The sequence below is a fragment of the Pseudomonas ulcerans genome, assembly GCF_036324125.1.
Lineage (GTDB): Bacteria > Pseudomonadota > Gammaproteobacteria > Pseudomonadales > Pseudomonadaceae > Aquipseudomonas > Aquipseudomonas ulcerans.
This window is the reverse complement of the sequence record NZ_JAZDQN010000008.1, coordinates 84371-97411: the sequence shown is the minus strand read 5'-3', so window position 1 is coordinate 97411 and position 13041 is coordinate 84371. Positions and strand designations below refer to the sequence as shown.

Sequence of the window (13041 nt, the reverse complement as noted above, 5' to 3'; positions counted from 1 at the left end):
GGCACAGGTGGTGAGTCAGGACTTCAGTCGGGAAAAACGTCTACTGACACCCCGACACTTCAAAGCGGTCTTTGACTCTCCATCAGGCAAGGTGCCCGGCAAGAGTCTCTTGCTCCTTGCCCGCGAGAACGGCCTCGATCATCCCCGCCTGGGCCTGGTGATCGGCAAGAAGGCAGTCAAGCTTTCCGTTCAGCGAAATCGCTTGAAGCGTTTGATGCGCGATTCGTTTCGTCGCCACCAGGAATTGCTGGCTGGCTGGGACATTGTGATCGTCGCGCGCAAAGGCCTTGGCGATGTAGAAAACCCGGAATTGCACCAACATTTTGGCAAGCTCTGGAAGCGCCTCGCTCGTAGTCGCCCATCTCCAGAGGTCAAGACCGAATCTGTAGGGGTGGACCGTCCAGATGCGTAAACTGGCACTCGTTCCGATCCAGTTTTACCGTTATGCCATCAGCCCTTTGATGGCCAGTCATTGCCGTTTCTACCCAAGTTGCTCCTGCTATGCGTACGAAGCCATCGAAACACATGGCCTTTTGCGTGGCGGGTGGCTGACCGTTCGTCGCCTGGGTCGTTGTCATCCCTGGAACGCAGGCGGCTTTGATCCGGTCCCGCCAGTTCCATCTTCCCGTACTTCTTCGATAGCCGAGTAATCATGGATATTAAACGCACGATCCTGATCGCCGCCCTGGCAATCGTGTCCTATGTCATGGTCCTCAAGTGGAACCAGGACTACGGCCAGGCTGCCCTGCCGACTCAGAATGCTGCCTCCAGCACCATCGCGCCGTCCCTCCCGGACAGCCCGACCGCCGGCAACACCAATGCGGACGTCCCGACCGTCAACGCCGAAGGCCAGCCAGTGGCACCGGCACCGGTGGCTGTCAGCAAGGATCTGATCAGGGTCAAGAGCGATGTGCTCGATCTGGCTATCGACCCAACCGGTGGCGACATCGTCCAGCTGACCCTGCCGAAGTACCCCCGCCGCCAGGACCATCCGGACATTCCATTCCAGTTGTTCGACAACGGCAACGAGCGTGTCTACCTGGCCCAGAGCGGTCTGATCGGCAGCAATGGCATCGACCGTTCGAGCGGCCGTCCGCTGTATTCCGCCGAGCAGAAGAGCTATCAACTGGCCGATGGCCAGGACCAGCTGGTCGTCGACCTGAAGTTCAGCCAGGACGGTGTCAACTACATCAAGCGTTTCACCCTGAAGCGTGGCGAGTACGACCTGAAGGTCAGCTACCTGATCGACAACCAGAGCGGCCAGCCGTGGACCGGCAACATGTACGGCCAGCTGAAGCGTGATGCCAGCTCCGATCCGTCCTCGTCGACCGCCACCGGTACCGCCACTTACTTGGGTGCCGCCCTGTGGACAAGTTCCGAGCCCTACAAGAAAGTGTCCATGAAGGACATGGACAAGGGTCAGTTGAACGAAACCGTGACCGGTGGCTGGGTCGCCTGGCTGCAGCACTACTTCGTGACTGCGTGGATTCCTGAAAAATCCGGCAACAATCAGGTCACCACCCTCAAGGACGCCCAAGGCAACTACGTGATCCGCTTCATCGGCCCGGCAACCAACGTTGCCGCCGGTGCCCAAGGCGAGATCAGCAGCACCCTGTACGCCGGTCCGAAGATCCAGAGCCACCTGAAAGAGTTGTCCCCAGGCCTGGAACTGACCGTCGACTACGGCTTCCTGTGGTTCATCGCCCAGCCGATCTTCTGGCTGCTGCAACATATCCACAGCCTGCTCGGCAACTGGGGCTGGTCGATCATCGTCCTGACCATGCTGATCAAGGGCCTGTTCTTCCCGCTGTCTGCCGCCAGCTACAAGTCGATGGCGCGCATGCGTGCCGTGGCGCCGCGCCTGGCCCAGCTGAAAGAGCAGTTCGGTGACGATCGCCAGAAGATGTCCCAGGCGATGATGGAGCTGTACAAGAAAGAGAAGATCAACCCGCTGGGCGGCTGCCTGCCGATCCTGGTACAGATGCCGGTCTTCCTCTCGCTGTACTGGGTACTTCTGGAAAGCGTGGAAATGCGCCAGGCCCCATGGATGTTCTGGATCACCGACCTGTCGATCAAGGATCCGTTCTTCATCCTGCCGATCATCATGGGCGCGACCATGTTCATCCAACAGCAACTGAACCCGACTCCGCCGGATCCAATGCAGGCCAAGGTGATGAAGCTGATGCCGATCATCTTCACCTTCTTCTTCCTGTGGTTCCCGGCCGGTCTGGTGCTGTACTGGGTTGTGAACAACTGCCTGTCCATCGCGCAGCAGTGGTACATCACCCGCAAGATCGAGGCCGCTACCAAGAAGGCCGCAGCCTGACGGATTAGCCAGCTAATCTGTGGATAAACGCCCCACTCGTGGGGCGTTTTGCTATCTGACGTTTTTGTTCGAGGCCATCACATGAATTCCCGCCGCGAAACCATCACCGCCATCGCCACCGCCCAAGGCCGTGGCGGGGTCGGCATTGTGCGTATCTCCGGGCCGCTGGCGAGCCAGGCCGGGCAAGCCATCACCGGCCGCAACCTGACACCGCGGCACGCCCACTACGGCCCGTTCCGCAGTGACGACGGGCTGGTTCTCGATGAAGGCATCGCCTTGTTCTTCCCGGGCCCGAACTCGTTTACCGGCGAGGATGTCCTGGAACTGCAGGGCCATGGCGGTCCGGTGGTTCTCGACATGCTCCTGCAGCGCTGTGTACAACTCGGTTGCCGCCTGGCGCGGCCGGGGGAATTCAGCGAACGCGCGTTCCTCAACGACAAGCTCGATCTTGCCCAGGCCGAGGCCATCGCCGACCTGATCGAAGCCAGCTCGGCGCAGGCCGCGCGCAATGCCTTGCGCTCGCTACAGGGCGAGTTTTCCCGCCGTGTGGATAACCTCACCGAGCGCCTGATCAGCCTGCGTATCTACGTGGAAGCGGCCATCGACTTCCCCGAGGAAGAAATCGACTTCCTCGCCGACGGTCACGTACTGGGCATGCTCGACGGCGTGCGCGACGACCTGGCCGCCGTAATGCGCGAAGCCGGGCAGGGCGCGTTGTTGCGCGACGGCATGACGGTGGTCATCGCCGGGCGGCCGAATGCCGGCAAATCGAGCCTGCTGAACATGCTCGCCGGCCGCGAGGCGGCGATCGTTACCGATATCGCCGGCACCACCCGGGACATCCTCCGCGAACATATCCACATCGACGGCATGCCGTTGCACGTCGTCGACACCGCTGGCCTGCGCGACACCGAAGACCATGTGGAAAAGATCGGCGTGGAACGCGCGCTGAAGGCGATCAGCGAGGCGGACCGGGTCCTGCTGGTGGTGGATGCCACAGCGCCGGAGGCCAGCGATCCGTTTGCCCTGTGGCCGGAGTTCCTCGATCAGCGCCCTCGTCCGGACAAAGTCACCCTGATCCGCAACAAGGCCGACCTCACCGGGGAATCCATCGGCATGGAACAAAGCGAGGATGGCCACGTCACCATCACCCTCAGCGCCAAGGCGCCGGACATGGGCCTGGACCTGCTGCGCGAGCACCTGAAAGCCTGCATGGGTTATGAACAGACCGCGGAAAGCGGCTTCAGCGCCCGTCGGCGTCACCTTGAAGCCCTGCGCCAGGCCAGCGCCAGCCTCGAACATGGTCGTGAACAGCTCACCCTGGCCGGCGCCGGCGAACTGCTGGCCGAGGATCTGCGCCAGGCGCAGCAGGCTTTGGGTGAAATCACCGGCGCATTCAGTTCCGACGACCTCCTGGGTCGCATCTTCTCCAGCTTCTGCATCGGCAAGTAAGCATTCTTATCCACAACCGGGCCTGACCTGACAGGCTCGGTTGTCACATCCCGCATCACTTCTCCCTTTTCCACAGACGAAAGCTCCGGCATGGCTCCGGGGCATTCGCCTGTCCGCTCGTCCACAAACTGAAGAATAAGCCCTGTGGAAAACCCGCCTCCAGGTCCGTTGATAACTGGCCTTCAGGGCTGGAGATAAATCCGCCTGTGGGTAAACGGCAATTTAATCCACAGGTTCAAGGCGCTTATCCATAACTCTCATGCTCACTGGATAACAGGGTTATGATTCTCTGTACACAGCGTGAAATATGGGCTGTAGCAGCTTATCCACAGATCGGGAGGGCACTAAGAATAAACATAAAAACAAAGCTTTTATAAATCTTCCTTTCGTTATTTCTATTGCCGGCCATTCATCCACAGGCTGGTTAAATTTTGTGCAAAAGGTTCCTTTAGGAGGGCGGAATTCCCTATACTTGCCAGCTATCCCTTTTTAATTCCCGAAACAGGCACGAGGTGCGTGGTGGATTTCCCTTCCCGTTTTGAAGTGATCGTCATCGGCGGCGGCCATGCCGGTACCGAGGCTGCGCTTGCATCAGCACGCATGGGCGTGAAAACCCTGCTGCTGACCCATAACGTGGAAACCCTCGGGCACATGAGCTGCAACCCGGCCATCGGTGGCATCGGCAAGAGCCATCTGGTCAAGGAAATCGATGCGCTCGGCGGCGCAATGGCGCTGGCCACCGACAAGAGCGGCATCCAGTTCCGCGTGTTGAACAACCGCAAGGGTCCGGCCGTGCGCGCTACCCGCGCCCAGGCCGACCGCGCCATCTACAAGGCGGTGGTCCGCGAGATCCTGGAAAACCAGCCCAACCTGTGGATATTCCAGCAGTCCTGCGACGACCTGATCGTCGAACAGGACCAGGTCCGCGGTGTGGTCACCCAGATGGGCCTGCGTTTCTTCGCCGACTCCGTGGTCCTGACCACAGGGACTTTCCTGGCCGGACTTATCCACATCGGTCTGCAGAACTATTCCGGCGGCCGTGCCGGCGATCCGCCGGCGATCGCCCTGGCACACCGCCTGCGTGAACTGCCGCTGCGCGTCGGTCGCCTGAAGACCGGTACGCCACCGCGTATCGATGGGCGTTCGGTGGATTTCTCGGTGATGTCAGAGCAGCCAGGCGATACACCGATCCCGGTGATGTCGTTCATGGGCTCGAAAGAGATGCACCCGCGCCAGGTCAGCTGCTGGATTACCCACACCAATGCGCGGACCCACGAGATCATTGCCTCCAACCTGGATCGCTCGCCGATGTACTCCGGCGTGATCGAGGGCATCGGCCCGCGTTACTGCCCGTCGATCGAGGACAAGATCCATCGCTTCGCCGACAAGGAAAGCCACCAGGTGTTCATCGAGCCGGAAGGCCTGACCACCCATGAGCTGTATCCGAACGGGATATCCACATCCCTGCCGTTCGATGTGCAGTTGCAGATCGTCCGTTCGATCCGCGGCATGGAGAACGCCCATATCGTTCGCCCGGGCTACGCCATCGAGTACGACTACTTCGATCCGCGCGACCTGAAGTACAGCCTGGAAACCAAGGTGATCGGCGGCCTGTTCTTCGCCGGCCAGATCAACGGCACCACCGGTTACGAAGAAGCCGGCGCCCAGGGCCTGCTCGCCGGGACCAACGCCGCGCTGCGCGCGCAGGGTCGCGAAAGCTGGTGCCCGCGGCGCGACGAGGCGTACATCGGCGTGCTGGTCGACGACCTGATCACCCTCGGCACCCAGGAGCCGTACCGCATGTTCACCTCGCGCGCCGAATACCGGCTGATCCTGCGCGAGGACAACGCCGACCTGCGCCTGACCGAGAAAGGTCGCGAACTGGGCCTGGTGGATGACGAGCGCTGGGCGGCCTTCAGCGCCAAGCGCGAAGGTATCGAGCGTGAGGAACAGCGCCTGAAATCCACCTGGGTGCGCCCGGGTACCGAGCAGGGCAACGCGGTTGCCGAACGTTTCGGCACCCCGCTGGCCCACGAGTACAACCTGCTCAACCTGTTGAGCCGGCCGGAAATCGACTACGCCGGCCTGGTGGAAGTGACCGGTGGCAGCGATGCCAGCGAACAGGTCGCCGAACAGGTCGAGATCAAGACCAAATACGCCGGCTACATCGACCGGCAACAGGAAGAAATCGCTCGCCTGCGCGCCAGCGAAGATACCCGCCTGCCGGACGACATCGACTACGCTTCGATCTCCGGCCTGTCCAAGGAAATCCAGGGCAAGCTCGGCCAGACCCGGCCGGAGACCCTGGGCCAGGCGTCGCGTATTCCCGGTGTGACCCCCGCGGCGATCTCCCTGTTGTTGATCCACCTGAAAAAACGCGGCGCTGGCCGCGGTCTGGAGCAAACCGCTTGAGTTCACTGGTCACTGCAAAACACGCTGAAGAGTTGTCCACAGGTGCGCGCCAGCTCGGTCTGGAGCTGAGTGTCGCGCAACAGGAACAGCTGCTGGCCTACCTGGCCCTGCTGATCAAATGGAACAAGGCCTACAACCTCACCGCCGTGCGCGATCCGGACGAGATGGTGTCCCGTCACCTGCTGGACAGCCTGAGCGTGATGGAATTCATCCACAGCCCGCGCTGGCTCGATGTCGGCAGCGGCGGTGGCATGCCCGGTATTCCATTGTCTATCCTGCATCCGGACAAACAGGTCACGGTGCTGGACAGCAACGGCAAGAAAACCCGTTTCCTGACCCAGGTGAAACTGGAGCTGAAACTGGACAACCTGACGGTTATCCACAAGCGGGTGGAAGAGTTCCAGCCTGCGCAGCCGTTCACCGGGATCATCTCCCGTGCTTTCAGCAGCATGGAAAACTTCACCAGCTGGACGCGGCACCTGGGAGACTCCCAGACACAGTGGCTGGCAATGAAAGGACTGCATCCGGCCGATGAGCTGGTAGCATTGCCGGCAGATTTCAAAGTGGATAGCGAGCAGGCCCTGACCGTACCCGGTTGCCAAGGCCAGCGCCATCTGCTGATACTGCGCCGCACGGCATGACTGGGAACACAAGCAAGAATGGCTAAGGTATTCGCGATCGCGAACCAGAAGGGGGGTGTGGGTAAAACCACGACCTGTATCAATCTCGCGGCATCGCTGGTTGCGACCAAGCGCCGCGTGCTGTTGATCGACCTCGATCCGCAGGGCAACGCCACCATGGGCAGTGGTGTGGATAAACATGTCCTGGAACATTCGGTCTACGATCTGCTGATCGGTGAATGCGACCTGGCCCAGGCCATGCACATCTCCGAGCACGGCGGTTATCAACTGCTGCCAGCCAACCGCGACCTGACCGCCGCCGAGGTGGTCCTGCTGGAAATGCAGATGAAGGAAAGTCGCCTGCGCAATGCGCTGGCGCCGATCCGCGAGAGTTACGACTACATCCTCATCGACTGCCCGCCTTCGCTGTCGATGCTGACCCTCAATGCGCTGGTTGCCTCGGATGGCGTGATCATCCCGATGCAGTGCGAGTACTACGCACTGGAAGGTCTCAGCGACCTTGTGGATAACATCAAGCGCATCGCCGCCCGCCTGAACCCGGAGCTGAAGATCGAAGGCCTGCTGCGGACCATGTACGATCCGCGCCTGAGCCTGAACAACGATGTCTCGGTGCAGCTCAAGGAACACTTCGGCGAGCAGCTCTACGACACCGTGATCCCGCGCAACATCCGTCTGGCCGAGGCACCGAGTTTCGGCATGCCGGCACTGGCCTATGACAAGCAATCACGCGGCGCCCTGGCCTACCTGGCCCTGGCTGGCGAACTGCATCGCCGCCAGCGCCGTCAAACTCGCACTGCACAGACAACTTAAGGAATCCGCATGGCCGTCAAGAAACGGGGTCTCGGACGTGGGTTGGATGCACTGTTGAGTGGTCCGACCGTCAGCGCGCTCGAAGAGCAGGCTGTAAAGGTCGACAAGAAAGAACTGCAACACCTGCCCGTGGAGCTGATCCAGCGCGGCAAGTACCAGCCGCGTCGGGACATGGACCCGCAGGCGCTGGAAGAACTGGCGCAATCGATCAAGGGCCAGGGCGTCATGCAGCCCATTGTGGTGCGCCCGATCGCGGATGACCGCTACGAGATCATCGCCGGTGAGCGCCGCTGGCGCGCGACCCAGCTGGCTGGCCTGGACACCATACCGGCCATGGTCCGCGATGTGCCCGACGAAGCCGCCATCGCCATGGCGCTGATCGAGAACATCCAGCGCGAGGACCTCAATCCGGTCGAGGAAGCCATCGCCCTGCAGCGACTGCAGACCGAATTCCAGCTGACCCAGCAACAGGTCGCCGATGCCGTCGGCAAGTCGCGGGTCACCGTGGCCAACCTGCTGCGCCTGATCTCCCTTCCGGACGTGATCAAGACCATGCTGTCCCATGGTGATCTGGAGATGGGGCATGCCCGGGCGCTGCTCGGATTGCCCGAAGAACAGCAGGTGGACGGGGCGCGACACGTTGTCGCACGCGGTCTTACCGTCCGTCAGACCGAGGCGCTGGTTCGCCAGTGGCTCAGCGACAAACCTGAGCCGGTCGAAGCAAGCAAACCTGATCCGGACATTACCCGTCTGGAACAGCGTTTGGCAGAGCGTTTGGGGTCTTCCGTGCAGATTCGCCACGGTAACAAAGGCAAGGGCCAACTGGTTATTCGCTACAACTCGTTAGATGAGTTGCAGGGCGTCCTTGCTCACATCCGCTGAAACAATTCCCTTTGTAGCGCGCAGTCGGAAATCACTACCCGGCAGTTGAATAGGGGTTAAACCGCCCCTATACTCTGCGCGCATTTTGTCGGCACAAATTATGCCAAGTCATAGTTGACTGGTTGGCCGACTTCAGGGGAGCAGTTTTGATGGAAACCCGCACGCCAAACCGCCTGCCTTTCCATCGCTGGGCGGTTTTCCCGGTACTGCTGGCCCAATGTGTCGTGTTTCTGTTGGCAGCTTTGGCTTTGTGGCAGTGGCGCGGGACAGTCAGCGGATATTCAGGCCTCTGCGGAGGGCTGATCGCCTGGCTACCGAACGTGTATTTCGCCTGGAAGGCCTTTCGTTTTACCGGGGCCAGGGCAGCGCAAGCCATCGTCAAGTCGTTCTACGCAGGCGAGGCGGGCAAATTGATTTTGACGGCGGTGCTGTTCGCACTGACGTTCGCAGGAGTGAAGCCATTGGCGCCATTAGCAGTATTCGGCGTCTTCTTGCTGACCCAACTGGTCAGCTGGTTCGCGCCCCTGCTGATGAAAACAAGACTTTCGAGACCTTAGGGCGTTTGAGGCAAACATGGCAGAAACAACGGCTTCGGGCTATATCCAGCACCACTTGCAGAACCTGACCTTCGGTCAACTTCCAGACGGCGGCTGGGGCTTTGCCCACTCCGCAGCAGAAGCCAAGGCGATGGGCTTCTGGGCGTTCCACGTGGACACCCTGGGTTGGTCGTTCGGCCTGGGCCTGATCTTCATCCTCCTGTTCCGCGCGGCGGCGAAAAAAGCGACTTCCGGCCTGCCCGGCGGCCTGCAGAACTTCGTCGAAGTACTGGTCGAGTTCGTCCATGGCAGCGTGAAGGATTCCTTCCACGGCCGTAGCAACGTCATCGCCCCGCTGGCCCTGACCATCTTCGTCTGGGTGTTCCTGATGAACGCCATCGACCTGGTGCCGGTGGACTGGATTCCTCAGCTGGCGGTATGGATCTCCGGTGATCACCACATCCCGTTCCGTGCCGTGTCCACCACCGACCCGAACGCGACCCTGGCCATGGCCTTCTGCGTGTTCGCCCTGATCATCTTCTACAGCATCAAGGTCAAGGGCCTGGGCGGCTTCCTCGGCGAACTGACCCTGCATCCGTTCGGCAGCAAGAACATCTTCGTGCAGATCCTGCTGATCCCGGTCAACTTCCTGCTGGAATTCGTGACCCTGATCGCCAAGCCGATCTCCCTGGCCCTGCGTCTGTTCGGCAACATGTACGCCGGCGAGCTGGTGTTCATCCTGATCGCGGTCATGTTCGGCGCCGGCCTGCTGTGGCTCAGCGGCCTGGGCGTGGTGCTGCAATGGGCGTGGGCGGTGTTCCACATCCTGATCATCACCCTGCAAGCATTCATCTTCATGATGCTCACCATCGTCTACCTGTCGATGGCGCACGAAGATAACCATTAAGACCGCCTGGCGTGTCTGATGACCCTCTTGTCGGTTTGAGAGGGGGTCGAAAAAGTCCGCAAGGGCATCGTTGTACCAAACGATTTTGTTTTACCGCTTCAAACTAAAAAACCTAACCAATACGACGTAAAAGTCGGGAGGAAAGATGGAAACTGTAGTTGGTCTTACCGCTATCGCTGTTGCTCTGCTGATCGGCCTGGGTGCTCTGGGTACCGCCATTGGTTTCGGCCTGCTGGGCGGCAAGTTCCTGGAAGGCGCTGCTCGCCAGCCAGAGATGGTTCCAATGCTGCAAGTTAAAATGTTCATCGTTGCCGGTCTGCTCGACGCCGTAACCATGATCGGTGTTGGTATCGCTCTGTTCTTCACCTTCGCGAACCCCTTCGTTGGTCAAATCGCTGGCTAATCACTCGATTTTTCGAGTGGTTGGATGTGATGGACAAAGACCGAGCGAGGTGTTGGCGTGAACATTAATGCAACCCTGATTGGCCAGTCTGTTGCCTTCTTCATCTTTGTGCTGTTCTGCATGAAGTTCGTGTGGCCTCCGGTCATCGCGGCTCTGCAAGAGCGTCAAAAGAAGATCGCGGACGGACTGGACGCTGCCAACCGAGCAGCTCGCGACCTGGAGCTGGCCCAAGACAAAGCGGGTCAGCAACTGCGCGAAGCGAAAGCTCAGGCAGCCGAAATCATTGAGCAAGCCAAGAAGCGCGGTGCGCAGATCGTCGAGGAGGCCCGTGATCAGGCCCGCGTCGAAGCTGACCGTGTGAAGGCCCAGGCTCAAGCCGAGATCGAGCAGGAAATTAACAGCGTCAAAGACGCGCTGCGCGCCCAAGTGGGTAGCCTGGCCGTTGGCGGTGCTGAAAAGATCCTTGGCGCCACTATCGATCAAAACGCGCATGCGGAGCTGGTTAACAAACTGGCCGCTGAAATTTAAGCGAGGGCGATCATGGCAGAACTGACCACGTTGGCCCGACCTTACGCTAAGGCTGCCTTCGAGCACGCCCAGGCCCATCAGCAACTGGCCAATTGGTCAGCCATGCTCGGCCTGGCTGCTGCGGTGTCGCAAGACGACACCATGCAGCGCCTGCTCAAGGCCCCGCGACTGACGAGCGCACAGAAGGCCACCACGTTTATCGACGTGTGTGGTGACAAGTTCGACGCGCAAGCACGCAATTTCATCCACACCGCCGCGGAAAACGGCCGTCTCCTGCTTCTGCCGGAGATTGCTGCGCAGTTCGAGCTGTACAAGGCCGAACTGGAAAAATCCGTGGACGTGGAAGTCACCAGTGCTTTTGCGTTGAACCAAGAACAGCAAGACAAACTCGCCAAGGTTCTCAGTGCACGGCTCAGCCGGGAAGTGCGCCTGCATGCGACGGAAGACGCCTCCCTTATCGGTGGTGTCGTGATCCGCGCCGGCGACCTGGTAATCGATGGCTCGGTTCGCGGCAAGCTCGCGAAACTGGCCGAAGCATTGAAATCTTGAGTTTGAAGGGGCAGCAGAGCAATGCAGCAACTCAATCCTTCCGAAATTAGTGAAATCATCAAGGGCCGCATCGAGTCTCTCGACGTCGGCTCCCAAGCCCGCAACGAAGGTACTGTCGTCAGCGTTTCTGACGGCATCGTGCGGATTCACGGTCTGGCCGACGTCATGTACGGCGAAATGATCGAGTTTCCAGGCGGCGTCTACGGTATGGCCCTCAACCTGGAGCAAGACTCCGTTGGTGCGGTAGTACTGGGCGCCTACGACACCCTCGCCGAAGGCATGAGCGCCAAGTGCACCGGCCGCATCCTCGAAGTTCCTGTTGGTAAGGAACTGCTGGGTCGCGTCGTCGACGCACTGGGCAACCCGATCGACGGCAAAGGTCCGCTGAACAACACCGAGACCGACGCGGTCGAGAAAGTTGCTCCAGGCGTGATCTGGCGTAAGTCGGTAGACCAGCCTGTACAGACTGGCTACAAATCCGTCGACGCCATGATCCCTGTCGGCCGTGGCCAGCGCGAGCTGATCATCGGTGACCGTCAGATCGGCAAGACCGCCATGGCCATCGACGCCATCATCAACCAGAAAGACTCCGGTATTTTCTGCGTTTATGTCGCTGTCGGCCAGAAGCGTTCCACCGTTGCCAACATCGTTCGCAAGCTGGAAGAAAACGGCGCCCTGGCCAACACCATCGTGGTCGTTGCCAGTGCCTCGGAATCCGCCGCACTGCAATTCCTGGCGCCATACGCCGGTTGCACCATGGGCGAGTTCTTCCGTGACCGCGGTGAAGACGCGCTGATCGTCTACGATGACCTGTCCAAGCAGGCCGTTGCCTACCGTCAGATCTCCCTGCTGCTGCGCCGTCCACCAGGACGTGAAGCGTACCCAGGTGACGTGTTCTATCTCCACTCCCGTCTGCTGGAGCGTGCATCGCGCGTTTCCGAAGAGTACGTCGAGAAGTTCACCAACGGTGCTGTAACTGGCAAGACCGGTTCCCTGACCGCACTGCCGATCATCGAAACCCAGGCTGGCGACGTTTCCGCGTTCGTTCCGACCAACGTGATCTCGATCACCGACGGTCAGATCTTCCTGGAATCGGCCATGTTCAACTCGGGTATCCGCCCTGCAGTGAACGCCGGTGTTTCGGTATCCCGTGTGGGTGGTGCCGCTCAGACCAAGATCATCAAGAAGCTGTCCGGTGGCATCCGTACCGCTCTGGCTCAGTACCGTGAACTGGCTGCATTCGCCCAGTTCGCTTCTGACCTGGACGAAGCCACCCGCAAGCAACTCGAGCACGGTCAACGTGTTACCGAGCTGATGAAGCAGAAGCAATACGCTCCTATGTCCATCGCTGACATGGCGCTGTCGCTGTATGCCGCTGAGCGTGGGTTCCTGACCGACGTTGAAATCGCCAAGATCGGCAGCTTCGAACAAGCTCTGATCGCTTACTTCAACCGTGATCACGCCGACCTGATGGCGAAGATCAACGTGAAGGGTGACTTCAACGACGAAATCGACGCTGGCATCAAGGCCGGTATCGAGAAGTTCAAGGCCACCCAAACCTGGTAAGCCGCAGCGGGGGCTTTGCGGCCCCCGCT

At 60.2% G+C, this 13041-nt stretch carries 14 protein-coding genes; all 14 read left to right on the top strand.

Translation table 11 applies throughout. The annotated features are described in order from the left end of the window. Positions 1-7: 7 nt before the first annotated feature. The 14 genes from rnpA to atpA all read left to right on the top strand — a co-directional run bounded on the left by rnpA (position 8) and on the right by atpA (position 13012). Positions 8-412 (top strand): ribonuclease P protein component, encoded by a 405-nt coding sequence (gene rnpA, locus V0R59_RS09905; protein WP_167335838.1) that lies wholly within the window; start codon positions 8-10, stop codon positions 410-412. Further along, on the top strand, positions 405-650 hold the full coding sequence (gene yidD, locus V0R59_RS09900; protein WP_009402541.1) for a membrane protein insertion efficiency factor YidD: 246 nt from the start codon (positions 405-407) through the stop codon (positions 648-650). The genes rnpA and yidD overlap by 8 nt, the downstream gene beginning before the upstream one ends. A gap of 2 nt (positions 651-652) precedes the next feature. Then, positions 653-2326, top strand: coding sequence for a membrane protein insertase YidC (gene yidC, locus V0R59_RS09895; protein ID WP_330072900.1), 1674 nt, complete (start codon positions 653-655; stop codon positions 2324-2326). A gap of 81 nt (positions 2327-2407) precedes the next feature. Continuing rightward, entirely contained in the window at positions 2408-3778 is a 1371-nt protein-coding gene (gene mnmE, locus V0R59_RS09890; protein WP_330072899.1) for a tRNA uridine-5-carboxymethylaminomethyl(34) synthesis GTPase MnmE, read from the top strand. Positions 3779-4297: 519 nt separating this feature from the next. Continuing rightward, positions 4298-6190, top strand: coding sequence for a tRNA uridine-5-carboxymethylaminomethyl(34) synthesis enzyme MnmG (gene mnmG, locus V0R59_RS09885; protein WP_330072898.1), 1893 nt, complete (start codon positions 4298-4300; stop codon positions 6188-6190). Continuing rightward, positions 6187-6831 (top strand): 16S rRNA (guanine(527)-N(7))-methyltransferase RsmG, encoded by a 645-nt coding sequence (rsmG, locus tag V0R59_RS09880; RefSeq protein WP_330072897.1) that lies wholly within the window; start codon positions 6187-6189, stop codon positions 6829-6831. Before mnmG ends, rsmG begins: the two co-directional genes overlap by 4 nt. Before the next feature lie 18 nt (positions 6832-6849). Then, positions 6850-7641 (top strand): ParA family protein, encoded by a 792-nt coding sequence (locus tag V0R59_RS09875; protein ID WP_330072896.1) that lies wholly within the window; start codon positions 6850-6852, stop codon positions 7639-7641. A 9-nt stretch (positions 7642-7650) separates the two neighbouring features. Beyond that, positions 7651-8523, top strand: a complete 873-nt coding sequence (locus V0R59_RS09870; protein WP_330072895.1) for a ParB/RepB/Spo0J family partition protein — start codon at positions 7651-7653, stop codon at positions 8521-8523. A gap of 149 nt (positions 8524-8672) precedes the next feature. Beyond that, complete coding sequence (locus V0R59_RS09865) at positions 8673-9080, top strand: F0F1 ATP synthase subunit I (RefSeq protein WP_009402534.1); 408 nt, start codon at positions 8673-8675, stop codon at positions 9078-9080. A 16-nt stretch (positions 9081-9096) separates the two neighbouring features. Continuing rightward, positions 9097-9966 (top strand): F0F1 ATP synthase subunit A, encoded by an 870-nt coding sequence (gene atpB / locus V0R59_RS09860; protein ID WP_330072894.1) that lies wholly within the window; start codon positions 9097-9099, stop codon positions 9964-9966. A 145-nt stretch (positions 9967-10111) separates the two neighbouring features. After that, the gene (gene atpE / locus V0R59_RS09855; protein WP_003097235.1) at positions 10112-10369 is read left to right on the top strand and encodes a F0F1 ATP synthase subunit C; all 258 of its coding nucleotides are present in this window, start codon (positions 10112-10114) and stop codon (positions 10367-10369) included. A gap of 57 nt (positions 10370-10426) precedes the next feature. Then, the gene (locus V0R59_RS09850) at positions 10427-10897 is read left to right on the top strand and encodes a F0F1 ATP synthase subunit B (protein WP_028942553.1); all 471 of its coding nucleotides are present in this window, start codon (positions 10427-10429) and stop codon (positions 10895-10897) included. A gap of 12 nt (positions 10898-10909) precedes the next feature. Then, on the top strand, positions 10910-11446 hold the full coding sequence (locus V0R59_RS09845; protein ID WP_330072893.1) for a F0F1 ATP synthase subunit delta: 537 nt from the start codon (positions 10910-10912) through the stop codon (positions 11444-11446). A gap of 21 nt (positions 11447-11467) precedes the next feature. After that, a complete protein-coding gene (gene atpA / locus V0R59_RS09840; RefSeq protein ID WP_330072892.1) occupies positions 11468-13012 on the top strand; it encodes a F0F1 ATP synthase subunit alpha in 1545 nt (514 codons plus the stop codon). Positions 13013-13041 lie beyond the last annotated feature (29 nt).

Excerpts from the sequence above, each read along its gene's own strand:
- yidD (WP_009402541.1), top strand. The coding sequence starts at position 405 with ATGCGTAAACTGGCACTCGTTCCGATCCAGTTTTACCGTTATGCCATC.
- yidC (WP_330072900.1), top strand. The coding sequence starts at position 653 with ATGGATATTAAACGCACGATCCTGATCGCCGCCCTGGCAATCGTGTCC.
- mnmE (WP_330072899.1), top strand. The coding sequence starts at position 2,408 with ATGAATTCCCGCCGCGAAACCATCACCGCCATCGCCACCGCCCAAGGC.
- V0R59_RS09875 (WP_330072896.1), top strand. The coding sequence starts at position 6,850 with ATGGCTAAGGTATTCGCGATCGCGAACCAGAAGGGGGGTGTGGGTAAA.
- V0R59_RS09870 (WP_330072895.1), top strand. The coding sequence starts at position 7,651 with ATGGCCGTCAAGAAACGGGGTCTCGGACGTGGGTTGGATGCACTGTTG.
- V0R59_RS09865 (WP_009402534.1), top strand. The coding sequence starts at position 8,673 with ATGGAAACCCGCACGCCAAACCGCCTGCCTTTCCATCGCTGGGCGGTT.
- atpB (WP_330072894.1), top strand. The coding sequence starts at position 9,097 with ATGGCAGAAACAACGGCTTCGGGCTATATCCAGCACCACTTGCAGAAC.
- atpE (WP_003097235.1), top strand. The coding sequence starts at position 10,112 with ATGGAAACTGTAGTTGGTCTTACCGCTATCGCTGTTGCTCTGCTGATC.
- V0R59_RS09845 (WP_330072893.1), top strand. The coding sequence starts at position 10,910 with ATGGCAGAACTGACCACGTTGGCCCGACCTTACGCTAAGGCTGCCTTC.
- atpA (WP_330072892.1), top strand. The coding sequence starts at position 11,468 with ATGCAGCAACTCAATCCTTCCGAAATTAGTGAAATCATCAAGGGCCGC.